General features: G+C 48.8%; 26 protein-coding genes. 25 read left to right on the top strand and 1 reads right to left on the bottom strand.

What is annotated here, in order from left to right:
- Positions 1-116 precede the first annotated feature (116 nt).
- The 18 genes from AC1DLI_RS14475 to trmD all read left to right on the top strand — a co-directional run bounded on the left by AC1DLI_RS14475 (position 117) and on the right by trmD (position 16,765).
- Positions 117-638 carry a YceD family protein gene (locus AC1DLI_RS14475; protein WP_477603660.1) on the top strand — a complete coding sequence of 174 codons (522 nt, stop codon included), beginning with the start codon at positions 117-119 and terminating at the stop codon, positions 636-638.
- A 38-nt stretch (positions 639-676) separates the two neighbouring features.
- Complete coding sequence (gene rpmF / locus AC1DLI_RS14470; protein WP_006036546.1) at positions 677-850, top strand: 50S ribosomal protein L32; 174 nt, start codon at positions 677-679, stop codon at positions 848-850.
- Positions 851-1,071: 221 nt separating this feature from the next.
- On the top strand, positions 1,072-1,668 hold the full coding sequence (gene fapR / locus AC1DLI_RS14465; RefSeq protein WP_364144420.1) for a transcription factor FapR: 597 nt from the start codon (positions 1,072-1,074) through the stop codon (positions 1,666-1,668).
- Positions 1,652-2,641, top strand: coding sequence for a phosphate acyltransferase PlsX (gene plsX / locus AC1DLI_RS14460; RefSeq protein ID WP_477603658.1), 990 nt, complete (start codon positions 1,652-1,654; stop codon positions 2,639-2,641). The genes fapR and plsX overlap by 17 nt, the downstream gene beginning before the upstream one ends.
- Before the next feature lie 9 nt (positions 2,642-2,650).
- Positions 2,651-3,637, top strand: coding sequence for a beta-ketoacyl-ACP synthase III (locus tag AC1DLI_RS14455; protein WP_477603656.1), 987 nt, complete (start codon positions 2,651-2,653; stop codon positions 3,635-3,637).
- 23 nt (positions 3,638-3,660) lie between these two features.
- Positions 3,661-4,599: an ACP S-malonyltransferase gene (gene fabD / locus AC1DLI_RS14450; RefSeq protein WP_477603654.1), complete on the top strand. Its 939-nt coding sequence runs from the start codon at positions 3,661-3,663 to the stop codon at positions 4,597-4,599.
- A 15-nt stretch (positions 4,600-4,614) separates the two neighbouring features.
- Positions 4,615-5,364, top strand: a complete 750-nt coding sequence (fabG, locus tag AC1DLI_RS14445; protein WP_477603650.1) for a 3-oxoacyl-[acyl-carrier-protein] reductase — start codon at positions 4,615-4,617, stop codon at positions 5,362-5,364.
- Positions 5,365-5,455: 91 nt separating this feature from the next.
- Entirely contained in the window at positions 5,456-5,689 is a 234-nt protein-coding gene (locus tag AC1DLI_RS14440) for an acyl carrier protein (RefSeq protein WP_053375686.1), read from the top strand.
- 289 nt (positions 5,690-5,978) lie between these two features.
- Complete coding sequence (gene fabF, locus AC1DLI_RS14435; RefSeq protein WP_308994586.1) at positions 5,979-7,220, top strand: beta-ketoacyl-ACP synthase II; 1,242 nt, start codon at positions 5,979-5,981, stop codon at positions 7,218-7,220.
- Positions 7,210-7,914, top strand: coding sequence for a ribonuclease III (gene rnc / locus AC1DLI_RS14430; protein ID WP_138751618.1), 705 nt, complete (start codon positions 7,210-7,212; stop codon positions 7,912-7,914). The genes fabF and rnc overlap by 11 nt, the downstream gene beginning before the upstream one ends.
- A 235-nt stretch (positions 7,915-8,149) precedes the next feature.
- Positions 8,150-11,725 (top strand): chromosome segregation protein SMC, encoded by a 3,576-nt coding sequence (gene smc, locus AC1DLI_RS14425; protein WP_477603647.1) that lies wholly within the window; start codon positions 8,150-8,152, stop codon positions 11,723-11,725.
- A 41-nt stretch (positions 11,726-11,766) separates the two neighbouring features.
- Positions 11,767-12,774 (top strand): signal recognition particle-docking protein FtsY, encoded by a 1,008-nt coding sequence (gene ftsY / locus AC1DLI_RS14420; protein WP_308994584.1) that lies wholly within the window; start codon positions 11,767-11,769, stop codon positions 12,772-12,774.
- A gap of 166 nt (positions 12,775-12,940) precedes the next feature.
- Positions 12,941-13,303 carry a YlxM family DNA-binding protein gene (ylxM, locus tag AC1DLI_RS14415; RefSeq protein WP_477603644.1) on the top strand — a complete coding sequence of 121 codons (363 nt, stop codon included), beginning with the start codon at positions 12,941-12,943 and terminating at the stop codon, positions 13,301-13,303.
- 26 nt (positions 13,304-13,329) lie between these two features.
- Positions 13,330-14,706 carry a signal recognition particle protein gene (gene ffh / locus AC1DLI_RS14410; RefSeq protein WP_477603642.1) on the top strand — a complete coding sequence of 459 codons (1,377 nt, stop codon included), beginning with the start codon at positions 13,330-13,332 and terminating at the stop codon, positions 14,704-14,706.
- 33 nt (positions 14,707-14,739) lie between these two features.
- Positions 14,740-15,012, top strand: coding sequence for a 30S ribosomal protein S16 (rpsP, locus tag AC1DLI_RS14405; protein WP_056637034.1), 273 nt, complete (start codon positions 14,740-14,742; stop codon positions 15,010-15,012).
- 25 nt (positions 15,013-15,037) lie between these two features.
- Complete coding sequence (locus tag AC1DLI_RS14400; protein ID WP_053375695.1) at positions 15,038-15,268, top strand: KH domain-containing protein; 231 nt, start codon at positions 15,038-15,040, stop codon at positions 15,266-15,268.
- Between the two features lie 216 nt (positions 15,269-15,484).
- A complete protein-coding gene (rimM, locus tag AC1DLI_RS14395) occupies positions 15,485-16,009 on the top strand; it encodes a ribosome maturation factor RimM (RefSeq protein ID WP_477603639.1) in 525 nt (174 codons plus the stop codon).
- Positions 16,010-16,012: 3 nt separating this feature from the next.
- Entirely contained in the window at positions 16,013-16,765 is a 753-nt protein-coding gene (trmD, locus tag AC1DLI_RS14390) for a tRNA (guanosine(37)-N1)-methyltransferase TrmD (protein WP_477603637.1), read from the top strand.
- A 76-nt stretch (positions 16,766-16,841) separates the two neighbouring features.
- On the opposite strand, the gene AC1DLI_RS14385 is transcribed toward trmD, so the two are convergent.
- Complete coding sequence (locus AC1DLI_RS14385; RefSeq protein WP_477603635.1) at positions 16,842-18,254, bottom strand: CAP-associated domain-containing protein; 1,413 nt, start codon at positions 18,252-18,254, stop codon at positions 16,842-16,844.
- 201 nt (positions 18,255-18,455) lie between these two features.
- On the opposite strand from AC1DLI_RS14385, the gene rplS reads away from it, so the two are divergent.
- From rplS to AC1DLI_RS14350, 7 genes are all read left to right on the top strand, one after another.
- Positions 18,456-18,797, top strand: a complete 342-nt coding sequence (gene rplS, locus AC1DLI_RS14380; protein ID WP_053375699.1) for a 50S ribosomal protein L19 — start codon at positions 18,456-18,458, stop codon at positions 18,795-18,797.
- Positions 18,798-18,978: 181 nt separating this feature from the next.
- Positions 18,979-19,590, top strand: coding sequence for a signal peptidase I (gene lepB / locus AC1DLI_RS14375; RefSeq protein WP_477605015.1), 612 nt, complete (start codon positions 18,979-18,981; stop codon positions 19,588-19,590).
- A 9-nt stretch (positions 19,591-19,599) separates the two neighbouring features.
- Positions 19,600-20,466, top strand: a complete 867-nt coding sequence (gene ylqF / locus AC1DLI_RS14370) for a ribosome biogenesis GTPase YlqF (protein WP_308994577.1) — start codon at positions 19,600-19,602, stop codon at positions 20,464-20,466.
- A 21-nt stretch (positions 20,467-20,487) separates the two neighbouring features.
- Positions 20,488-21,102 carry a ribonuclease HII gene (locus AC1DLI_RS14365; protein ID WP_477603632.1) on the top strand — a complete coding sequence of 205 codons (615 nt, stop codon included), beginning with the start codon at positions 20,488-20,490 and terminating at the stop codon, positions 21,100-21,102.
- A gap of 253 nt (positions 21,103-21,355) precedes the next feature.
- Positions 21,356-23,206 carry a hypothetical protein gene (locus AC1DLI_RS14360; protein ID WP_477603630.1) on the top strand — a complete coding sequence of 617 codons (1,851 nt, stop codon included), beginning with the start codon at positions 21,356-21,358 and terminating at the stop codon, positions 23,204-23,206.
- Positions 23,203-23,511 carry an EscU/YscU/HrcU family type III secretion system export apparatus switch protein gene (locus AC1DLI_RS14355; RefSeq protein WP_477603628.1) on the top strand — a complete coding sequence of 103 codons (309 nt, stop codon included), beginning with the start codon at positions 23,203-23,205 and terminating at the stop codon, positions 23,509-23,511. Before AC1DLI_RS14360 ends, AC1DLI_RS14355 begins: the two co-directional genes overlap by 4 nt.
- Positions 23,501-23,908, top strand: a complete 408-nt coding sequence (locus tag AC1DLI_RS14350; protein ID WP_477603626.1) for a YraN family protein — start codon at positions 23,501-23,503, stop codon at positions 23,906-23,908. Before AC1DLI_RS14355 ends, AC1DLI_RS14350 begins: the two co-directional genes overlap by 11 nt.
- Positions 23,909-23,968: the final 60 nt, after the last annotated feature.

Raw genomic sequence — 23,968 nt, 5'->3', positions numbered from 1 at the left:
ATAGAGAAGAAGCTCAATCACGGCCTGCTTAAAGCATTAAGGAAAAACAGTGTGAAAATGTTGACAAAACAGTAGTCTGATAGATATAATAATCTTTGTTTGTTTGGGGTGATCTGATGCAGTTTCATATTCAAGAAACAATGTCCAAAGGGTTGAAAACGACAATCGACGAAGAGTTGGATGTTAGTGACCTCTTTAAAGGACGCCAAGATGTTTATCGTACGGGACCTCTTCATGTAATGCTTCAGGTGACTGGGCACGAAGGCTTCATTGAAGTGGATGGCAAACTTGCCATTGACCTCGATCTTGCCTGCTCGCGTTGCCTAGAACCGGTGAAGGATCATACGGTTATTCGTTTCTCGGAAGTATTCAAGCGGGCTGCGTCTGACGTAGATCGCGATGAGGATATGGAAGAGGAAGAGAGTGACTTCATTGAAGTAGATGCGGACAGACTGGACTTGAGGCCTTATGTGGAAGAAGCGCTTCAGTTGTTCATGCCTTTTGCACCGCTTTGCAGCAATGATTGTAAGGGTCTCTGTCAAACTTGCGGACAGAACTTAAATGAGCACACATGCAGCTGCTCAACGGAGAAGATTGATGTCCGTTTTGCGGCGCTAAAGGATCTATTTAAGGAATAAGCGTAGTGCCGATTGATTTTTTGAAGGAGGTGTTAAATATGGCAGTACCTCAGCGTAGAACATCCAAGACTCGCCGTGATAAACGTCGTACGCATTTCAAACTTGCAGTACCGGGCATGGTGAAATGTGAGCAATGCGGCGAGCTGAAATTGGCTCACCACGTATGCAAAGTTTGTGGATATTACAAAACAAAAGAGATCATTTCCCAATAGTGAATTGATGTCAGAGGTAGCACTTCATCATTTGATGGAGTGCTATTTTTATGATGCAACATTGCGCTCGGGCGCATTTTTTTATATACTTAATTAGTACCTGGTGATAATATCAAGCAACATACATATACTAATCGTACTGATGACCCTTGGAGTCCGCGGTGCGTAAATGAGGTCTAACCGTTACTCTAAGGTAGAAGGTGGTGCCGAACATCGAACGAATGCCCAAACGGCAGCGGCATCAGCAGCTTGCCCGATATATTGATGAAAATCCTTTTATAAACGATCGGGAGCTCACGCGACTGCTCAAAGTAAGCATCCAGACGATTCGCCTTGACCGCATGGAACTTGGAATACCGGAGCTGAGAGAACGCCTGAAGCTAATGGCCGAACGCTCCTACGACTCTGTTCGATCGCTGCCTTTGCATGAGGTTATCGGTGATATTGTCGATTTGGAGCTGGACAAGAGCGGTATCTCGGTGTTTGAGATTCGGGAAGAGCATGTGTTCTCGAGGACTGGCATTGCACGCGGACATCATGTGTTTGCCCAAGCAAACTCACTTGCCGTTGCTATTATAGATGATGAAATTGCACTTACTGTAACCGCTGATATTAGATTCATTCGTCCCGTTAAGCTTGGAGAAAAGTGCATCGCTAAGGCCTATGTTCGCTCCATTTCGGGAGAACGAAGCAAAGCAAAGGTAGAACTCTTCACGTATGTGGGCGATGAAATGGTGTTCCAAGGAAACTTTGTGATTTATCGGTCCGCGGGAGATACAGATACAGAAGGAGGAGACGAACGTGCGGATCGCTATTGACGCTATGGGCGGAGATAATGCTCCTGGCCTAATTGTGCAAGGGGCGCTTGATGCTGCAGCGGAGTGGCCGGATACGGAGCTGCTGCTCGTTGGTGATACGTCTGTGATTGAACCGCTCATGAAAGGGCAGAAACCTGCTAACGTGACGATTTGTCATGCGGACGAGGTTATCGGTCCTGATGATGAGCCGGTAAAGGCAGTGCGCCGCAAGAAGGGAGCGTCCATGGTTGTTGCCGGACAGCTCGTTCGCGAGAAACAAGCGGACGCAATGCTCTCAGCAGGCAATACTGGCGCTTTGATGGCCACTGGCTTGCTTGTAGTAGGAAGAATGGATGGCATTGAGAGACCGGCTCTTGCGCCTATGATGCCTACAATGGATGATGTCGGTATTCTAACGCTTGATTTAGGAGCGAACATGGATGCCAAACCGGAGCATTTGCTGCAATATGCTATTATGGGCAGTATCTACCGGGCTAAGGTGCACGGGCTTGAGAATCCAAGGGTTGGGCTCTTGAACGTCGGAACTGAAGCGATGAAGGGTAACGAAATGGCTAAAGCTGCCTATGCTTTACTGGAGCAAGCGCCTGTTCATTTTATTGGCAACGTCGAAGCAAGGGATGTTCTTAATCGCAATTGCGATGTGCTCGTATGCGACGGCTTTGCCGGCAATATTATGTTGAAGGCGATGGAGGGCGCGGCGGGAACGATTTTTACATCGCTTAAAGATGCCTTTAGCCAATCGTTACTGACGAAGCTGGCTGCGGCGATTATGCTGCCTAAGCTGCGGCCCTTGAAGAAAAGAATGGACTATAAGGAGCATGGCGGAGCGCCGCTTCTTGGACTAAACGGGCTTGTTGTGAAATGCCACGGATCATCGGATGCGCTTGCCGTCAAAAATGCGGTAAGACAAGCAAGAAGCGCGATTCAAGGCCAGCTGATTGAAACGATTTCAGCCGAAATAAACGGGAAGTGAGTGTGCGAAATGGGGTTACATCCTGTAGGGATTATCGGAACGGGCAAATACGTTCCTGAACGTATCTTATCGAACAAAGAGCTCGAAGCGATGGTAGAAACAAATGACGAGTGGATCGTAACGCGCACTGGCATCAAAGAACGCCGCCTTGCTGCTGCAGAGGAAGCGACGTCTGATCTTGCGCTGCATGCATCGCGTGAAGCAATTGCCGCGGCAGGTCTAACAGCGGAAGATATTGATCTAATAATCGTAGCGACGATAACGCCCGATATGTTTTTTCCATCGACGGCATGCCTGCTTCAGGATAAGCTTGGCGCGAAGAAAGCTGCGGCATTTGATTTGTCTGCAGCGTGCTCTGGTTTTATTTACGGGCTTGCGACAGGCTCGAGCATGATTGCTAGCGGCATGTACAAGAACGTACTCGTTGTGGGGGCTGAAACGCTGTCGCGCATTACTGATTACACAGACCGCAATACATGCATTCTGTTCGGTGACGGTGCAGGCGCAGTTGTACTAGGACAAGTTGAAGAGGGCCGCGGATTCCAGTCGTTTGAGCTCGGCGCAGACGGCAGCGGAGGAGAACTGCTTAAAGTAAATGGAGGCGGCTCACGCGTACCGGCAACGGAAGAGAGCATTCAAGCCAAACAGCACTATATCCAGATGGCCGGTAATGATGTATTCAAGTTCGCGGTAAGAATTATGGGCAGCGTTGCTGAAGAGGCTTTACTGAAAGCGGGAATAGCGAAGGAAGAGGTCGATCTTCTCGTGCCRCATCAAGCGAACATTCGTATTATCCAGTCCGCGTTAAACAGGCTGAGCCTGTCAGAAGATAAAGCAATGATCAATCTTGATAAATACGGAAATATGTCTTCGGCTTCCATTCCGGTTGCTCTTGCGGAAGCAGTCGAGCAGGGCCGCGTGAAGGAAGGCGACCGCATCGTGCTTGTTGGTTTTGGCGGCGGTTTGACATGGGGCGCTTCCGTTCTTGTGTGGTAATAAATGTTAAGGAGGGAACGCGTTTGAGTAAAATTGCATTTGTTTTTCCAGGACAAGGCGCACAGGCTGTCGGAATGGGTAAGGATGTTTTCGAAACTTTCGATCATTCACGCTTAATTTTTGAACAGGCGGATCGAGCGCTTGGCTTTTCCTTAAGTAATATTATTTTTGAGGGACCAGATGAGGTGCTGAAGCAAACAGCCAATACACAGCCTGCGCTGCTTACCGTTAGCGTTGCTCTGTTAGAAGCCTTGCAGGTTCGAGGATTGAAACCGGATTATGTAGCTGGTCACAGTCTTGGAGAGTACAGCGCCCTTGTTGCAGCGGGTGTTCTTTCATTCGAGGATGCCGTGCGAACGGTTCGCGCACGCGGTCAATTCATGGAGCAGGCTGTTCCAAGCGGTCAGGGTGCAATGGCTGCCGTGCTGGGTGCAGAGCGTGAAACCCTGGCTGCGTTATGTGCATCGATTACGGCGGAAGGTACGGCAGTTGAGCTTGCAAATGTGAATTGTCCCGGACAAATTGTCGTATCGGGCACTGCGGCGGGCGTAGAAGCGGTTGTTCAGCGCGGCAAGGAAGAGGCTGGCGCAAAACGGGTTATTCCGCTTGAAGTAAGCGGTCCGTTTCACTCGTCTCTCATGAAGCCGGCAGCCGACAATCTTCAGACCACGCTGGCTGGCATCGCAATGCTCGACGCAAGCGTTCCGGTTATAGCTAACGTAACCGCAAAGGCTGTTACTTCAGCCGACGAGATTCGTAATTTGCTCGTGGAGCAGGTTTATTCTCCTGTTCTATGGGAAGACAGCGTTCGTTACCTAATCGAACAGGGCGTTGATACATTTGTAGAAATCGGTTCTGGAACGGTGCTTGCCGGCTTGATTAAGAAAGTCGACAAAAATCTTCGTGTCATTTCAATAAACAGTATTTCTGCGCTTGAAGCGCTGCAGGTGAATGAATTTTAGGATGGAGGGGATACCATGTTTGCTAGCTTGGAAGGCAAGAAAGCTCTCGTAACGGGTGCGTCGCGGGGAATCGGAAGATCGATTGCCATTGCGCTAGCTGAGGCTGGAGCAGATGTTGCCATCAATTACTCCGGCAGCGAGGCGGCGGCAGCTGAAACGGCGGAAGCCATTGAAGCACTCGGGAGACGCGCAATTGTCATTAAAGCAAATGTTGGCAAAACAGATGAATTTGAAGCGATGGTCAAGGAAGTCATCGTACAATTCGGATCGGTTGACATTTTAGTGAATAATGCTGGTATTACTAGAGATAATTTAATCATGCGTATGAAGGAAGACGAGTTTGACCAAGTCATTGAGACGAACCTCAAGGGTGTATTCAATGGCATTAAAGCGGTCACTCGCACCATGATGAAGCAGCGTTCCGGGCGCATCATCAATATTTCTTCTGTCGTTGGTGTGCTCGGAAATCCTGGGCAAGCTAACTATGTCGCAGCGAAGGCTGGCGTAATTGGTTTGACTAAGGCTAGTGCACGCGAGCTTGCGTCCCGTGGCATTACAGTTAACTGTGTTGCCCCAGGATTTATTCAAACCGAAATGACGGACAAGCTGCCGGAAGAAATACGCCAATCCTTATCTGGTCAAATTCCGCTTGCCCGTCTCGGTGATCCGAGCGACATCGCAAATGCGGTCCGTTTTCTTGCTTCCGATGCCTCAGCCTATATGACTGGACAGACGATTCATGTGGACGGCGGCATGTATATGTAACGCCAAATAATTCCCTGATACGGAATTAAAACGGTTACGTATGGCATTTTATCTTTAATTCTCGTATAATACCATGGAGGAGGTGAACCGGATGTCCGAAGTAGTAGATCGCGTAAAACGTATCGTCATCGACCGACTAGGCGTTGACGAAGCGGAAGTTACACTAGAAGCTTCATTTAAAGATGACCTCGGCGCTGACTCTCTTGATGTCGTTGAATTGGTCATGGAGCTAGAAGACGAGTTTGATATGGAAATCTCTGATGAAGACGCAGAGACTATCACCACTGTGGGAGAAGTAGTTAAATACATACAATCTCATACGTAAGAAGGACAAGTCCCGTTTTTAATAAACGGGACTTCTCTCCATCTAAACCGTTTTCGTGAAATTAATTATGCAGGCTTCACAGCTTTTATATACACAAGGTAAATGGTTTCAAGCGCAATGAATTTATACCTCCTTATATTTCAAGTGTAAAGGCTCACCGTCCTTGAACGGCATTGCTTGTATTTACCGAGAAATATAAGCAGGGTATACGAATTACAGCACCATGGCTTTAGAATAACGAGATGATGCCACGCGCTCATCAATACTGCTGGATACAGAGGTGAATCGAATGAAACAAAGAGTTGTTGTTACTGGTATGGGAGTTATTACTTCGCTAGGTTCCGATTTGGAGCAATTCTGGGGTAACCTGCTGGAAGGAAAGTCGGGCGTATCGGTTGTCGAGGCTTTCGATTTCTCCGATTACCCAACTTATATTGCGGCAGAAGTTAAAAACTTCAATCCCGAGGATTACGGTTTAGATAAAAAGGAAGCACGGAGAATGGACCGCTTTGTGCAATTTGCGGCAGTAGCCAGCCAATTGGCGGTTAAAGATGCGGATTTGCAAATTGGTCAAAATGCCGATCCCGAACGCGTTGGCGTTATGGTCGGCTCCGGGATCGGGGGACTTGGCACTTGGGAGGATCAACATAATATCCTGCTGGAAAAAGGCCCTAAGCGCGTGAGCCCATTCTTCATACCGATGATGATTGCTAATATGGCTTCCGGCCAAGTGTCGATGCTTACAGGTGCTAAAGGACCGAATAGCACAGCGGTTACCGCTTGTGCGACAGGAACGCATTCCATTGGTGATTCGTTCAAATTAATCCAACGCGGCGATGCCGACGTGATGATTGCGGGCGGCGCCGAAGCGACGATCAGACCTACGGGAATGGCGGGATTCTGCTCCATGCGGGCCATGTCCGTTCGAAACAATGAACCCGAAAAGGCAAGTCGTCCATTTGATATCGATCGCGACGGCTTTGTTATGGGTGAGGGTGCCGGCGTTCTAGTACTGGAATCGCTTGAGCATGCACAAGCGCGCGGTGCAAAAATTTACGCTGAGGTCATCGGTTACGGCATGAGCGGCGACGCTCACCACATGACTGAGCCAGATCCGGACGGCGCTGCTCGCTGCATGGTAAAGGCGCTTAAGGATGCTGGAGTCGAAGCATCTGACATCGACTACATCAATGCACATGGCACATCCACGCCAGTGGGTGATCGCTCCGAGACGAAGGCGATTAAGAAAGCGCTTGGAGACCATGCTTATAAAGTAGCGGTTAGCTCGACAAAATCGATGACAGGTCATTTGCTTGGCGCTGCTGGAGGCGTAGAAGCGGTTATACTCGGCTTGACGCTCAAAAACGGCATCATTGCACCGACTATCAATTTGGATAATCAAGATCCGGAATGTGATCTCGATTATGTTCCGAACAAACCGCGCGAAGCAAATGTGAGAACGGCATTGTCCAACTCATTTGGCTTTGGCGGTCATAATGCATCGATCGTGATGAAAGTTTATGAAGCGTGATTCCTTCTATGAGCTGCAGCAGCGGCTGCAGCTCAGCTTTAAACGGACGAAGCTGCTCAAGCAGGCTTTCACCCACACCTCCTATGTAAACGAACATAAGCGCGGGTCTGCTCAGGATAATGAGCGTTTGGAATTTTTGGGCGATGCTGTTCTTCAACTGCTGGTGTCGGAATATTTATTTGCGACATATCCGCAGCGGCCTGAGGGTGAACTTACGAGAATGCGTGCATCAATCGTCTGCGAGCCGTCTTTAGCGCAGTTTGCGGAGCGTTTGGAGCTAGGTTCGCATGTATTGCTGGGGCGAGGCGAGGAACAGCTTGGAGGCAGGCAGCGCCAAGCGCTGCTAGCCGACTTGTTCGAATCGTTTGTCGGTGCAATATTCCTGGATGCAGGGATTGAGCAGACTAGAGCATTTTTAAACGAGCATATGTTTCCTTTTGTTGAATCTAATGATTACGGTCTTCTTGTGAAGGATTCCAAATCCAAGCTTCAGGAGCGTTCTCAGCATCATGGGCTTGGAGCAGTCGAGTATCGGATAATCGAAGAACGCGGACCTGCGCATGACCGTGAGTTTGTCGTAGAGGTCTATCTCGGTGAAGAGCGCTTTGGCGTTGGCAGCGGAAGAACTAAGAAGGAAGCCGAGCAGCGTGCTGCCGCGGAAGCATGGCGCACGCTGTCGCAGGAACAAGCTTAATTAACGAAGAGAGTATCCGTACGGCCATCGTGCCTAAGGGATGCTCTCTTTTTTTAGTACATGACTAACGAAAATAACACCTTTTAAATACTATAAATCCTATATTTTGAAAATAGCTGCATATCGTGTTGTATGAAGGTGTAAGACTAACGCCCCTAGGTCGCAATTAGCGGCTGAAATGGTTATCAAGGCCCATAAGATGTGGTACAATGAGGGGTGAGGTGAAAACCAAGACATGTTTCTGAAACGGATAGAATTATCAGGCTTTAAATCTTTTGCTGATCGGACTGAAATGGAATTTGTAACCGGCATCACGGCGGTAGTAGGTCCGAACGGCAGCGGTAAAAGTAATATATCTGACGGCATACGCTGGGTGCTCGGGGAGCAAAGCGCGAAGAGCCTGCGCGGCGGCAAGATGGAGGATATTATTTTTGCGGGAAGCGATTCCCGAAAAGCTGTGAACTACAGCGAGGTTTCGCTCACCCTTGATAATGCGGATAATGCGCTGCCTCTGGAATATAACGAGGTTACCGTAACAAGACGCGTACATCGGAGCGGCGATAGCGAATATTTGATAAATAAGCAGCCATGCAGGCTAAAAGATATTACCGAGCTATTTATGGACACCGGTATCGGTAAAGAGGCCTACTCTATTATTGGACAAGGCCGAATCGAAGAAATTTTAAGCACGCGCTCGGAGGATAGGCGGGGTATTTTTGAAGAAGCCTCCGGTATTGTCAAATACAAGTCGCGTAAACGCGAAGCACAGAGGAAGCTCGACGAAACTGAGCAAAATTTGCTGCGTATTCACGACCTTGTTACGGAGCTGGAGGATCAGGTTGGTCCGCTTCGCAAGCAGTCAGAGAAAGCGATCCATTTCAAGGCGCTTAAGGAGCAGCTGAAAACGAAAGAAATTTCAATGTACGTACATAACATTGAACAGATTCACGGTTCATGGACCGAAGCAAGCGGTAAGCTTGAGCGCTTGCAGCAGGAACAGCTTCAGCTTTCCACTGTAGTCAGCAAGCATGATGCCCATTTAGAGAAAGATCGTCAGCAGCTTCGCGATTTGGAATTGGTGCTCGACCAGCTGCATGAGGCAATGCTTCAAATAAGCGAGGATTTTGAAAAATGTGAGGGTTATGGCGAGGTTCTGAAGGAGCGAAAGCGCAATTTGGAACAAAACAAGCAAAAGCTCGAGGAATCGATTGCAGCGCAGGACGCCCGAATCGTTACGATGACGCAGGAGGAAGCAGAATTCCGCAGCCGTGCAGCGGCGCTTCAGCTTCAGCTGGCTGATCTTCGCTCTAAGATATCGGAAGAGGAGGCTCGCTTATTAGGCGTCGCTGGCGGCGCTGTCGCTGATGCAGAAGAAACACTGAAGAGCGAGCTGTTAGAAGTGCTCAGCGCAATGGCGCAGCATCGGAACGAAATTCGTTACGCGGCTCAACAGCAAGAAACGCTGCAACGTCGGATGGAACGGATAAGCGAGGATGAAACCAAGTGGCTGGAGCAGCAAACGAAATTGGACGAGAGACGTTCGGAGCTTGCAACGGCGCTTGAAGCGACGCTGGCTCGCTTAGAACAGGCTAGAAGCAAAACGCTTACCGAGTCGGAGAAAACACGAACAATTTCGCAAAGCCTGGAAGAAGTTACGTTAGCGATTCGAAAGTGGGAGCAAAAGCTCGACAGCCATATTTCGAGGCGCGACACGATGAAGGAAATGCAGGATGCGTTGGACGGCTTTATGCAGGGCGTTAAAGAGGTGCTCAAAGCTTCGAGACGCGGGAATAGCGGCATTAGCGGAGTCCATGGTGCGGTCGCAGAGCTCGTTCGCGTGCCGGAAAGAATTGAGACTGCCGTTGAGACTGCGCTAGGCGGGGCCTTGCAGCATATCGTCATGGAAGACGAAAAAACGGCTCGTACCGCAATTGCTTTCCTAAAGCAGCGCCAGCTTGGCCGGGCTACGTTCCTGCCGCTTGACGTTATTCGCGGCCGGCAGGTGCCAGAGCATGATAAGCGCACTGCGGAATCCGTTGAAGGATTCGTAGGCGTTGCCGCTGACTTAGTGAGCTCTGATGCTAGGTATTCCGCGATTGTAAACAGCTTACTCGGCAATGTTTTGCTTGCCGAAACGCTTGAACAGGCGAATCGAATCGCATCGAAGTGTCAGTACCGCTACCGCGTTGTCACCCTAGAAGGGGATGTCGTTAATGCCGGCGGTTCAATGACGGGAGGCAGCTTGCAGAAGAAGGGAGCCAGCTTGCTTGGCCGTCAACGTCAGATTGATGCGCTCGATCAAGAAATTACCGATGCGCGCAGGATGGTTGAACAGCTGCGAAATAAGCTAAGCGATCTGCGCAAGGAGCATTCCATCCGCACTCATAACATTGAAGAGCTGCGTGCGGAAGGCGAGAAAAGCCGTATCGAAGAACAGCAAATCCGGGCTGAGCTTCAGCAGCTTCACAATGAAGCGAAGCATCTGGATGAGCAGCGACAGCTATACTCTGCTGATCGCAACTCGCATTTATCCGAGCAGAAGGATGTTCAAGCAACGGCAGCGGCGGCTGAACTGCGTTTAGAGCAGCTTGTCGTGGACGAGGCAAGGCTGCAGGAAGCGATTCGCATGGCGGAGGAGCGTCGCAAAGCGAGCGAATCGGCCAAAGAAGAGCTGCAAGGCCAGCTTACCGATATTAAGATCGCAGCTGCGAAGACAGATCAGGAAAAGCTTTCGTTTGAGGATCAATCGGCACGGGTTCGCGCCGAGATTGGGCGGGCGAAGCAGGAACTGGAAGGCTTGCGCTCCTTGGCTGCGCAGCAGGAAGAAGAGATCGCCAGACACGCGAATGAGTCGGTTCAGCAGATTGAACAGCTTAATCATCTGCGCATAAAGAAACAAGAATGCGCGGAACAAACGGATTTGAAGCGTTCAGTGCGCGCGCAGCGTATTACGGAGCTCGATCTTGGCGAGAGTGAGACGAAGGAGCAGCGCGCTCAGCTAAGACAAGTCGAAGAGCAAATGCGGCAAACGGAAATTGCCGCGAACCGGCTCGATGTGGAGCTGGATAATTTGCTTCGCAAGCTTAGCGAGGAGTATGAGCTGAGCTATGAGCTTGCTAAGGAAGAGTATCCGATTCCAGAGGATATTCTGGGTACACAAAATGAGGTCAGGGACATTAAGCGCCAAATTACTTCGCTTGGCGATGTAAACCTAGGCGCAATCGAGGAGTACGAGCGAGTCAGTGAACGATTTGAATTTCTGTCCGAGCAGAAAAATGACTTGATCGAGGCGAAAACGACGCTTTATCAGGTCATCCGCGAAATGGATGATGAGATGTCGAAGCGTTTCAGAGCGACCTTTGAAGCGATACGCGGTCACTTTGTCGTCGTATTCGCGAAGCTGTTCGGTGGCGGAAGGGCGGATCTGGTGCTCGTAGAGCCGGACCGCGTTTTGGACACAGGCATCGATATTGTTGCTCAGCCGCCAGGCAAAAAGCTGCAAAACCTGCAGCTGCTCTCCGGCGGAGAACGCGCTTTGACGGCAATTGCTTTGCTGTTTGCGATTTTGCAGGTAAAACCGGTTCCGTTCTGCGTGCTCGATGAGGTTGAGGCAGCTCTCGATGAAGCGAACGTATCGCGTTTCGCGCAATATTTACGCGAGTTCTCTGAGCTGACACAATTTATCGTCGTGACGCATCGCAAAGGCACGATGGAAGAAGCTGATGTACTGTACGGTGTTACCATGGAGGAAGGCGGCGTATCGAAGCTGGTGTCCGTACGTCTAGAGGATGAAGAGCCGGTATCTGCATAAAGAAAAGAAAAGCCGGCAATGTGAGGATGGGAGTGGAAACGATGAGTTTTTTTAAGAAGCTGAAGGAAAGCATCGCGACGAAAACAGAAGCGGTAACGAATATTTTCAAAGAAGGTTTGACGAAGACGCGTACGGCGTTTGTAGAAAAGGTTGAAGAGCTTATTACGCGCCGCAAAAAAATTGACGAACAGTTCTACGAGGAGCTGGAAGAAATTCTAATCGGCGCGGATGTTGGCGTCAACACGGTTATGCAGCTAATTGACGATCTTCGTGTCGAAGTCAAAAAACGCAAGATCGAGGATGCATCTGACTTGCAGCCAATCTTATCGGAAAAGTTGATAAACCTTATGAAGGGTGACGATCATTCCGGCTTGCGCATGGCACCGAGCGGTATCACCGTTATTTTGTTCGTTGGCGTTAACGGTGTCGGCAAAACGACGACAATCGGAAAGCTTGCGCACAAGTTCAAGAGCGAGGGTAAAAGCGTGCTTTTGGCGGCAGGCGACACGTTCCGTGCAGGAGCGATCGAGCAGTTGGAGGTATGGGGTCAGCGGGTAGGCGTGGATGTAATCAAGCAGCAATCTGGCTCAGATCCCGCAGCCGTTATGTTCGATGCAGTGCAAGCGGCTAAGCAGCGCGGCGTAGATGTACTCTTATGCGATACAGCGGGAAGACTTCAAAATAAAACGAACTTGATGGAAGAGCTCAACAAGATTTTTCGTGTGATTCAGCGCGAGCTGCCGGAAGCACCGCATGAGGTTCTGCTGGTGCTTGATGCGACGACTGGTCAAAACGCGCTTAGCCAGGCTAAGCTGTTCGGCGAGAAGAGCGGCGTTACCGGCCTTGTTCTGACGAAGCTGGACGGGACGGCTAAGGGCGGTATCGTTATTGCGATTCGAAATGAGCTGAGCTTACCGGTGAAGCTGGTTGGATTAGGCGAGAAGATGGGCGACCTTCAGCAGTTTGATTCAGAGCAATTTATCCATGCGCTGTTTGCGGGATTGATTCAACGCGAGGACGCAGAGGAAACGGAAAAAAAGGCGGAATAATGCCGATTTGAGCAAAAGCAGCAGACAGTCAGAACCGTTCGTAAAGGTGACAAGGGGAAATGCTTGACAGCAGCCTATGGCGTCATGTATTATAAAAGACGTTGTCAGGTGTAAAGGTGTTTACCTTGTCGGCGAAACAAGCTAAATAACAGGAGGGGCTGAGGGGATGAAAGCAAATGAACCAGATGCCTTATCCAAAACAACCCGAATAAACTTGTTGTTCGACTTTTACGAGCCGCTCTTGACTGAGAAGCAGCGGACGTTTCTCAAATATTATTTTCACGACGATTTCTCCCTTGGGGAAATTGCAGCCGAGTTCGGGATTAGCCGACAAGCCGTGTACGAGCATATAAAGCGTGCTGAGCAGGTGCTGGAGAGCTACGAGAGCAAGCTAAGCTTACTTGTTAGGCATGATTCACTTCAACAATTAACCGTGCAGCTTGTAAACAGCGTGAATGAGCTTGCCATTGCCGAGCAGGATCGGCAGGCACTCATGAATGTTATTGCACAATTTAAATTAGCCGAATAATACATAAAGAATGGAGGTGACGGTACATGGCAGCATTTGAGAGCTTATCGAGTCGGCTTCAAAATGTGTTCAGCAAGCTGAGGGGCAAAGGAAAGGTTTCCGAGGAAGATGTTAGCGAAGCAATGCGCGAGGTGCGTTTGGCGCTTCTTGAGGCGGACGTTAACTTTAAAGTCGTGAAGGACTTTATCGCGAAGGTGAAGGAACGGGCAATCGGCTTGGATGTATCCAAGAGCTTCACGCCCGGCATGGTCGTCATCGATATCGTAAATAAAGAGCTGACCGAGCTGATGGGCGGTACGCAAAGCAAGCTGGCAAAAGCGAACAAGCCGCCGACCGTTATTATGATGGCAGGCTTGCAGGGCGCCGGTAAGACAACAACGACCGGAAAGCTGGCCAAGCTGCTTCAAAAGAGCAACAACAAGCCGCTCCTAATCGCGTGTGACATTTACCGTCCCGCTGCGATCAAGCAGCTTCAAGTGCTAGGTGAACAAATCAATGCGCCAGTCTTCTCGCTTGGTGATCAGACTTCGCCTGTAGAAATTGCGCGTGCGGGACTTCAGCATGCCAAAGAGAACGGAAATGATTACGTCATTATCGATACGGCGGGCCGCCTGCATATCGATGAAGAGTTGATGGAAGAGCTGAAGCAAATCCATCAGGTGACGAAGCCGGATGAAGTGCTGCTCGTTGTGGATGCAATGACGGGGCAAGATGCGGTTAACGTAGCCCAAAGCTTTCACGAGCAGCTTGCTCTGACTGGCGTCGTATTAACGAAGCTTGACGGCGATACTCGCGGTGGCGCGGCGCTTTCCGTCAAAGCCGTAACAGGCTGCCCAATTAAATTCGCAGCGATGGGTGAGAAAATCGACTCCTTGGAGCCGTTCCATCCTGAGCGTATGGCTTCTCGTATACTCGGCATGGGCGACATGCTATCGCTGATTGAGAAGGCACAATCGAATATCGATGCGGACAAAGCGAAAGAAATGGAACGTAAAATGCGTACGGCAGAATTTACGTTCGATGATTTTCTTGAGCAGATGGAGCAGGTTCGCAACCTTGGACCGCTTGATCAAATCATGGATATGCTGCCCGGCATGAACAAGATGAAGGGCATGAAGGATATGAAGGTCGATGAGAAACAGATCGGCCGTGTCGAGGCTATTGTTCGCTCCATGACGAAAGAGGAGAAGCAAAAGCCGGAGCTGCTTAACCATAGTCGTCGCAAGCGTGTTGCTGCAGGAAGCGGTACGACGATTGTCGAGGTTAACCGCCTTATTAAGCAGTTTGATGACATGAAGAAAATGATGAAGCAATTCTCATCGATGATGGGGCCGAAAGGACCGAAGGGCGGCAAGAAAGGCCTGAAGGGCATGCTCGGCAAAAATATGAAATTCCCGTTTTAACAATCGTTTACTCTTTGAAGGAGGTGAATTTTCATGGCAGTACGTATTCGTTTGAAAAGAATTGGTGCTCACAAAGCTCCTTTCTACCGCGTAGTAGTTTCGGATTCCCGTTCGCCGCGTGACGGACGTTTTATCGAAGAGATCGGCACTTACAACCCGGTTGCACAACCGGCTCAAGTTAAGATCGATGAAGAAAAAGCGTTGAAATGGCTGCAAACAGGAGCGCAAGCTTCTGATACAGTTCGCGACTTGCTTTCCAAAGCTGGTGTTCTTAAAAAGTTCCATGAGCTTCGGCAACAGAAATAACTGTTGAATAGCGGAGGGCCTTGAGATGAAAGAATTGATTCTTGTCATAGCGAAGGCATTGGTTGATCATCCTGATCAGGTGCAAATCAATGTGAAGGATGATGACCGTGGCACGATATACGAGCTTTCGGTTCACCCCGAGGATATCGGTAAAATCATCGGTAAACAGGGACGCATAGCGAAAGCTATGCGTACGGTAGTGACTTCTGCTTCCGTCAAATCGCAAAAGCGCGTCATCGTAGACATTATGTCATGATGCACGTACGGGGAGAAGGTTAGGATGAATGTCCTAGCCTTTTTTTCATTATATAAGAATTTGTAATTTCACTTATAAATCTGCTTATATAGCACCGTGAACCGAGCTTTTAACGACGATTCTTATGCTCATTATAGCGGCTTCGTTCTCCAACATGGAACGATGCCGTTTTTGCATGTATAATAAGGCAATACACATTATGAAGGGCTGGTTGTCATGAACGAGAAATGGTTTACGGTCGGGAAGGTTGTTAATACGCACGGTATTCGAGGCGAACTGAAAATTCTATCGCAAACGGATTTCGCGGAGGATCGTTTCGCAGCAGGAAGCAAACTGCTTATGCTGAACGAGGAATCCGGAGCTTCGCTAGAAGTGAATATAATTAACTCACGAGCGAATAAAAACGTATACATATTGAAGCTGGAAGGCTTCACGGATATTAATCAAGTCGAGAAATATAAAGGCTGGGTGCTTAAGGTGTCCGAGGACAAGCAGCAGGAGCTTGACGAAGGCGAATATTACTATCATGAAATAATTGGCTGCCGCGTTATTTCTGATGAGGGCGAAGAGCTGGGCGTTATATCCGAAATTTTAAGCCCTGGCGCCAATGATGTTTGGGTCGTTGACCGTCCAAAAGGCTCTGGCAAGCAGCTTCTGCTGCCTGTCATAGACGATGTCCTGTTAAATGTAGACAAGAAAGAGAAAATCGTGACGGTCCATTTGATGGAAGGATTGATTTAACCGATGAAGATAGATGTACTAACGCTGTTTCCGGAAATGCTCGATGGCGTGTTTAACGCCAGCATTCTGGGAAAAGCGAAAGAAAAAGGGATTGTTTCCCCTCAAGCGATCAACTTCAGAGCGTATTCAGGCAATAAACACAATACGGTTGATGATTATCCATACGGTGGCGGAGGCGGCATGGTATTAAAGCCAGAGCCGGTTTTTGCTGCCGTTGAGGATCTTAAACTCGATAATGACGTAAAGCCTCGTGTCATTCTGCTCTGTCCTCAAGGCGCGCAGTTTACGCAGCAGAAAGCAGAGGAACTATCCCAAGAGAAGCATTTGGTACTCATCTGCGGCCACTATGAGGGCTATGACGAGCGTATTCGAGAGCATCTCGTAACCGACGAGATTTCAATTGGAGATTACGTGCTTACTGGCGGAGAAATTCCGGCTATGGTTCTTATAGATAGCGTTGTAAGGCTGCTTCCAGGGGTTCTTGGGAACGAGACTTCAGCCGTAACGGATTCATATAGCACGGGCCTGCTGGAGCATCCCCATTACACCCGTCCTGCTGAATTTCGCGGTTGGGATGTTCCCGATGTCTTAATTTCCGGGCACCATGCGAATATCGAGGTATGGCGCCGCGAGCAATCGCTCCTGCGGACGCTGGAGCGGCGACCAGACCTTCTGGAAAGCGCTGAGCTGACTGACAAGGAACGCAAGTGGCTGACTGCTCAGCAGAGGCAGCAAACGTCTAAAAAGGACAAGTAACTAGTCCAGATGAGAATAAAAGCAGCAGCGGACTTTCGCTGCTGCTTTTATTTTAATATTAACTGTGTTAGCTGTATTATGGAGTGTAGAAATTTTGGGTATAATAGGTTTGATAGCTTCCACCAACGGAAATGCCAGTACCAAGTCGCTTGAGCTTGCTGTCCAACATCGTTTCGCGATGTCCTGACTTGGAATTGAGCCAACCATAGTGAGCGAATATGCTATTTGAATAGCCAGCAGCAATATTTTCTGCCGCTGAGTGGTAGATAACCCCTTTTGCTTTCATGCGATCAAACGGTGAGGAACCGTCCGGGTTGATGTGGTCAAAAAAGTCGCGATTATTCATATCGCTGCTGTGACTATGTGCGGAAGCGGCAGCGAGCTTGTCCCATTGCAAGAGAGGTATGCCGCGGATGGAACGCTCCGCGTTTGCAAGATCGAAGAGCTGCTGTTCAAAAGCCGACTCAAGCTTGCTTGTATAAGCTGATTTAACAGGTTTGGAGACCGATTGATTCATTCGCAAGATACCTGCAATATTATTTGCGTCCTGCCTGTCGTAGAAAAGGGTGATTCGTTCGCCGACTATGGTATACGCGTAATAGTCATCCTTATGCTCGGGGCTAACTGCGTTTTTCACAAGTTTCTTGGCGCTTTCAATCGCTTGTCCGATTTTTATTCCGGACGGACTTACCCAGTCGTCGCCTGCGTTCGAGAAGAGGGCCACAACTCGGGAGTTTTGCACGCCGAACATCATGTAATGACTATAGCTACTGTTATAAACATGCCAGGAGAAACCGTATTCACTTGGATCAATGCGTGAAGGTTTGCCAAGTGTATTGTGGAGTTTCTCCAGCGTATCATTTAATGAAATGCCGCCGAGTGAATGATTTGTCTTTATAATTTTTGCATCCGATAGTGTTTTTGAGTGCTGCTTTAGGTTGTAAAAGAAGGTTAGCGCCTCTGCGCGGGTAAGCTTGCCGTCTGGGCTGAAGCCCGTAACTGTCGCTGAAGTTCGGCCGTTAGAAATTTTTTCATCGAGCAGCCATTGGATGGCGCTTTGCTCCGTGAAAGCTTTCCCGTTCGCTGCTGAAGCAAGCAGGAGAGCCGCCTCGCCTCGGCGTAACTCCTTGTTTTGAGGTGAAGGACTAAGCGGCCAGCCATGATTATTTGCATAATCGTAATATGGCTTTGACCAAACACTGCCAGTTGACGGTGATTCAGCTGCTAGGTTATATGTTCTTAACAGCATTGCTAAAAATTCAGCTTCATTAATAAGATTATTGGGTTTAAAGGAGCCATCGCCATAGCCCTGTGCTAATTTTTGATCGACAGCCCAGGAGATATAGGAGCCTGCCCAGTGACCATTCGTATCCTTGAAAGCGGTTGCTTCACCAAATGTTTGAGTAGGTGCAGAGAAAGCTAACAGTAAAAGAACAGCCGTTATTCCCCCTTTTTTAATCGCTGAAACAGATTTATTAAGTTGGTGCAAATCAGTCACCTCTTCTGTCGGTGTTTGTCATATTTCAGTATACATGAAATAGGAATAAAAAATCGTATTGTATTATTGGGCTGACTATGGTAATATTTTTAATGTTGTTCGAAAAGTCGGACGGTCCGCTATCAGCGATGACCCGGTTCAGAGGAATTCGGTGAGCTTATAAGAACGTCTATGGCGGAAGGAGTGAATCAAATGAATCTTTTGCAAACAATTGCGCAAGAAAACCTGCGTCAAGGTCTACCGAACTTTCGTCCTGGTGACACGCTAAAAGTTCATGTAAAAGTTATCGAGGGAACTCGTGAGCGTATCCAATTGTTCGAAGGCGTTGTAATCAAACGTCGCGGCGGTGGTATTAGCGAAACTTTTACAGTGCGTAAAATTTCCTACGGTGTTGGTGTGGAAAGAACTTTCCCGCTTAACTCGCCTAAAATCGAAAAAATCGAAGTGGCTCGCCGTGGTAAAGTACGTCGCGCGAAATTGTACTACCTACGTAGTCTTCGCGGAAAAGCTGCTCGTATTAAAGAAATTCGTTAAGAACAAACGACAAGAGGGGCTTGCGCAAACAAGCTCCTTTTCGTTTTTTCTCAAAGGTCATTTACATACTACAGCATATGGGAAGAAGGCGGGCAGAGTGGACTCTCAGCAGCGAAATGACGGGACAGGCAATGATCATGATTTAAAGGATACGCAGGACCATGCGGATTTTCAGCAAAATATACCTACTCGAGCAGCTGTCCATGCTTCCGGCTCTGGCAAGCAAGGCGGTGCTTATAAAGAAATCGTAGAATGGATCAAAGCATTAGTGATCGCAGTCGTTCTCGTATTTCTAATACGTCAATTTTTGTTTTCCCCATTCATCGTCGACGGACCTTCGATGCAGCCGAACTTTGAGACTGGCGAACGATTGATTGTAAATAAAATATTGTATACGATTCGCGAGCCTAAATTTGGAGAAGTCGTCGTATTCGATGTTCCAGAGCAAGGCCGTAAATTTATTAAGAGGGTTATAGGCGTACCAGGCGACAAAATAAAGCTCGACGGCGATGACCTCTATATTAATGATAAAAAAATTGATGAGCCATATATTAAAGAAGCCGTTGAGGCAGCACATGCTGAAGGCAGGCTTTATAATGAAAAAGGATCGACATCCGATGTAGCTGAACTTGTAGTTCCTGAGGATACGATTTTTGCTCTTGGCGATAACCGGAGCGACAGCACGGATAGCAGGGTGATCGGATTTGTATCCGATAAAGAGGTTGTGGGCCGCGCTGATATTATTTTTTGGCCGCTGAACAAATTAGAGTTTATTAAGCACTGGACTAAATGAGGTGAGTAAATGACCATTCAATGGTTCCCGGGACATATGACCCGGGCGAAACGGCAAATACAAGACAAGCTGAAACTAATCGATCTTGCCATCGAACTGTTAGATGCTCGTGTTCCGCTTTCAAGCCGCAATCCGATGATTGAGGAAATTTTGAACGGAAAGCCAAGATTGATTGTATTGAATAAATCCGATTTGGCTGACCCTAAGACAACGGAGCAATGGATGGCCTATTTCCGTAATGAAGGTCATGAATCGATTGCGATTGATTCGTCTACAGGGACGAAAGTAAACGAGGTTCCGTTAAAGGCGAAGCAGATTTTACATGAGAAAATTGCCCGTCAGATCAACAAAGGAATTAACCCGCGCGCTCTTCGCGGCCTTATTGTCGGTATACCGAATGTCGGGAAATCGACGCTGATCAATAAACTCGCCGGCCGTGCGATTGCTTTAACAGGCGACCGTCCAGGCGTGACGAAGGGGCAGCAGTGGATAAAGATCGGTACGGAAATGGAGCTTCTCGATACGCCAGGCATTTTGTGGCCGAAGTTTGAAGACGAGCTTGTCGGCTATCGGCTTGCGATGACAGGCGCGATTAGAGAGCAAATCTTGAACGTTGACGATATTGCTTTTTTTGCAATGCGTGAGCTGCTGGATCGCTACTGGCCTAACATAAAAGAGCGTTACGAACTTGAAACTCCGCCGAAGGATGCGTCGGATTCGGATGAAATCGTACGTGTAATGGAAGATATAGGGCGTCGTAGAGGCTGTCTGATTAGCGGCGGCCACGTCGATTTGGAGAAGACATCAGGCATTATTTTACGTGATTTGCGCTCAGGAAAGCTGGGACGGATTACGCTGGAAGCTCCACCTTATTGATGTGAAACGGGGGAACGTAACGTGCTGCAATACGAACAGTCGTTATGGCAGGAAGGTTATAAAGCAATTGCGGGCGTAGATGAGGTAGGGCGGGGATGTTTGTTCGGAGATGTTGTCGCAGCTGCCGTTATTTTTCCGCCTGGGTTAGTGATTGAGGGAGTCAATGACTCTAAGAAGCTTTCTGAGAAAAAGCGTGACCAGCTTTATGATGTTATTTTGCAGGAATGTGTCGCCTGGTCGGCCGCTCGCGTTGATGCGGAAACGATTGACCGTATCAATATAAAGCAGGCTGCTAGGCTTGCCATGAAAATTGCCGTAGAGTCCTTGCAAATTCCTTCTGATTATTTGCTTATCGATGCGGAGAAGGTGGATGTGTCTCTGCCTCAGCAATCCATTATCAAAGGGGATGCAACGAGCCAGAGCATCGCAGCCGCATCAATTGTAGCCAAGGTTACACGCGATAGGCTTTGCGCGTCGGAATGGGAGCAGGATTACCCGGCATACGGGATCGCGATTCATAAAGGCTATGCAACTAAGCTGCACCGAGAACGATTGTTAGAAAATGGGCCAAGCCCTTTGCATCGCAGATCGTTTCTAGGCAATTTGTTTACGGAGGAGCAATTGTTGCTTTTTTAACGGCTCCTTGCAATTATAATGAAGTAATATGACGCTCGATTGATTGTACCAGGCAAAGGATGCCTAGTGTAATTGTCGGGCGTTATTTTGTTCGTAGAAGGATTTTTTGGAATGAATAGCTTCAAGCTTTGCACATGATGACCGATATAAGGCTTATAGGTTAACGCAGTCGTTAGAAGATACATAGGGGACAGCAAGGAGCGCTTTAAGGTACGCGCAAATTGGCACAAGAGCAGCGGAGGCGGATGAACAGATGAATATTAGTCAAATGATGCGAAGCTTCTTGGGCGAGGCTTCAAGTGCGGATACAAGAGCGGTAGAGCTTAAGGTTGGACAGATCGTACGGGGAGTCATCCTGCAGGTAATGGAAAATAACGAAGCGCTCGTCCAAATTAACGGTGTGCAGGTCCGGGCAAAGCTGGAGCAGCCCTTACAAGCGGGTCAAACAGCAATGCTGCAGGTGCAGCAGCAATCAAGCGGAGCGCTTGTGATGTTGAAACAGATTGAACCTGGTCAAGTAGGCTTACCAGAGGATACGTTCAAGGAATGGGCGAAGCAGCTGGCATTGCCTGAACAAAAGTGGGCAGCTCAGCTGGTAAAGGATTTGCGCAAAGAAGGCGTAATCCTAAATCGCGAGGTCGCGCAAGCATTTCAGCAGGCCGCCTTGGCGATGCCACCAGGCGGCGATCCAGAGCAATGGATGCAGGCCGCCTCCGCTACTTTTAAACGCGGACTGCCTATGACAGGAGCTACGGTGGGAGCCATGCAGCAGGTTATGTTTGGACGAAGCGCACATGAGCTGCTGGATACTTTACAGCAGCAGTTTACAACGCTGCAATTGGGCGGATTAAAAAGTACGGATACGGAGACCAAGTCTTTAAATCACGCGGCAGTTCGTGTACAAGCCCTTTTGTCGGAAGGGATGGAACTCCTTCGCGGGGCGGCGGCTGCGATCGAAACCTCAAGCTTGGAGGGTGACGCTGGAAAAGAGCCGCCTGCTGCCAAAATCCAGAATGCATCAAACGTGAAGATAGAATCACAGCAAGCGAATGTAGCAATGGACGATTCTGCCGAAGACGGTTCCGCAGAAAAATCCATGCCGCAAGCTGTCAGAGCTGCCAATCAGCCCAATTGGCTTGGACAGATGATGAAATGGATGGGAGTGGATCATGAGCTTCAGCTTGCGAAGACAATAACAAATGATCCTCAACCGAGCCAACAAAATCAACCGGCAGCTGCGGCATTATCACAGCAGGTGGCTTCCGGAGAAAGAACAGTCAAGCCAGCTTTGATTGTTCAAAGCCCCCCAGTTATGCCTGCGGTTCAACCCGAGGCGACTATTAAGCAAGAAGCTGCTCAATCAGCTGATGTTGATCAAGCAGTGAAGCCGGGAGATGACGAAAACCCAGAACAACGTCACATAAGGTTACAAGACTTCAAGCTGGGAGTCGAGAGAGCGGCAGCAGCCGTAGTCTCAGGGATAGCAGACGGGATTCAATTGCCGGACTCATCGCCCCCAGTACAGCAAGAATCTCTAAAAAGCGCCCTTCTAGCACTCGTTTCGGCGGATAATACGCCGCCAGCGGTCAAAGAGACAGCACAGCAGCTTGTTCAACAAATAACGGGCCAGCAGCTTCTTTTGACGCCTGAACGAAATAACTCGGTTCTTACACATGTGACGATGTATATCCCTCTTAACAGTGAAGATGGAAAACAAACCGCATCCGTACATATTCAGACGAGGCGCGGAAGCAAAGGGGAACTAGACTCTTCAAATTGCAGACTGCTCTTCAATCTGTCCATGAATACGCTTGGCGATACGATGGTTGATGTGAATGTCATGGATAAAATCGTAAGCTTGAACCTATGGAATGATCATCCGGCAATCTCTGCGCTAGCCGAGGCATCTCGATCCGAAATCGCCGGCAGCCTTCAGAATGCAGGCTATCAGCTGCTTTCTTTGCGTACTACGCCACTGCCAAAGGCGGGCGAAAATAAGCAGGATGATACATCGGCCTCCGCGTTAGCTGTTAAGAATAACCAGATGGCTGATATATCCGCTTTTTCTTCGAATCGGTACAAGGGAGTGGACTATCGAATATGAGCAGTGACCAAGAGAACAAGCCTCAGCCAGCAAAAGTAAAAAAAGCAGTTGCCCTGCGCTACCAACCTGGAGAACGCACGGCTCCGGTCATGGTAGCCAAAGGAAAAGGCCATATGGCGGATCTCATTCTCGAACGGGCAAAGGAAAATGGCATTCCCGTTCAAGAGGACTCCTCGCTTGTAGAGGTCCTCTCCAAGCTTGATATAGATCAAGAGATCCCGGCAGAGCTATACACATTAGTTGCTGAAATTTTGAGCTTTGTCTATCGCTCAGACCGCAAAGCGAGGGATATGATTGACGGATAAAGAAACCGGCAACTTTTACGCGCAGAACAAGCGAGACACAAGGAAGCTAACGGGTGAGCTTGGCGAGAAGTCAGCTTGCGAATATTTAATGGAGTCGAATTATACCATTACAGAACGCAATTGGCGCTGCCGCAGCGGAGAGATCGACATTATCGCAGAACAAGAGAACAGGCTTGTATTTATTGAGGTGCGGGCTAGAAGGGAAGGCGGAAGGTTCGGCTCAGCAGCTGAATCCGTCGATTACCGTAAGCAGCAGAAGGTAAGAAATACGGCTCAAGTTTATTTGCGAAGCATTGGACGCTTAGATGCCTCCCTGCGGTTTGATGTCATTACTGTAACGATAGATCGTATAGATGACAAAATAATTGAATGCAAGCATTATCAAGGAGCCTTTTAGCGGGACAAATTAAGAAGGACTTTCACTGGAGTTATCAACTCGCCGTGAGAGTCCTTCTCT

The organism is Paenibacillus sp. 01T443 (assembly GCF_056398325.1).
This window is presented reverse-complemented; position numbering and strand designations above follow the sequence as displayed.

Coding starts and splice junctions, on each gene's coding strand:
- AC1DLI_RS14400 (WP_053375695.1), top strand. CDS start 15,038: ATGAAAGAATTGATTCTTGTCATAGCGAAGGCATTGGTTGATCATCCT.
- trmD (WP_477603637.1), top strand. CDS start 16,013: ATGAAGATAGATGTACTAACGCTGTTTCCGGAAATGCTCGATGGCGTG.
- AC1DLI_RS14355 (WP_477603628.1), top strand. CDS start 23,203: ATGAGCAGTGACCAAGAGAACAAGCCTCAGCCAGCAAAAGTAAAAAAA.
- ffh (WP_477603642.1), top strand. CDS start 13,330: ATGGCAGCATTTGAGAGCTTATCGAGTCGGCTTCAAAATGTGTTCAGC.
- AC1DLI_RS14440 (WP_053375686.1), top strand. CDS start 5,456: ATGTCCGAAGTAGTAGATCGCGTAAAACGTATCGTCATCGACCGACTA.
- rpmF (WP_006036546.1), top strand. CDS start 677: ATGGCAGTACCTCAGCGTAGAACATCCAAGACTCGCCGTGATAAACGT.
- smc (WP_477603647.1), top strand. CDS start 8,150: ATGTTTCTGAAACGGATAGAATTATCAGGCTTTAAATCTTTTGCTGAT.
- ylxM (WP_477603644.1), top strand. CDS start 12,941: ATGAAAGCAAATGAACCAGATGCCTTATCCAAAACAACCCGAATAAAC.
- rimM (WP_477603639.1), top strand. CDS start 15,485: ATGAACGAGAAATGGTTTACGGTCGGGAAGGTTGTTAATACGCACGGT.
- ftsY (WP_308994584.1), top strand. CDS start 11,767: ATGAGTTTTTTTAAGAAGCTGAAGGAAAGCATCGCGACGAAAACAGAA.
- AC1DLI_RS14360 (WP_477603630.1), top strand. CDS start 21,356: ATGAATATTAGTCAAATGATGCGAAGCTTCTTGGGCGAGGCTTCAAGT.
- rnc (WP_138751618.1), top strand. CDS start 7,210: ATGAAGCGTGATTCCTTCTATGAGCTGCAGCAGCGGCTGCAGCTCAGC.
- fapR (WP_364144420.1), top strand. CDS start 1,072: ATGCCCAAACGGCAGCGGCATCAGCAGCTTGCCCGATATATTGATGAA.
- AC1DLI_RS14475 (WP_477603660.1), top strand. CDS start 117: ATGCAGTTTCATATTCAAGAAACAATGTCCAAAGGGTTGAAAACGACA.
- fabF (WP_308994586.1), top strand. CDS start 5,979: ATGAAACAAAGAGTTGTTGTTACTGGTATGGGAGTTATTACTTCGCTA.
- fabG (WP_477603650.1), top strand. CDS start 4,615: ATGTTTGCTAGCTTGGAAGGCAAGAAAGCTCTCGTAACGGGTGCGTCG.
- rpsP (WP_056637034.1), top strand. CDS start 14,740: ATGGCAGTACGTATTCGTTTGAAAAGAATTGGTGCTCACAAAGCTCCT.
- rplS (WP_053375699.1), top strand. CDS start 18,456: ATGAATCTTTTGCAAACAATTGCGCAAGAAAACCTGCGTCAAGGTCTA.
- ylqF (WP_308994577.1), top strand. CDS start 19,600: ATGACCATTCAATGGTTCCCGGGACATATGACCCGGGCGAAACGGCAA.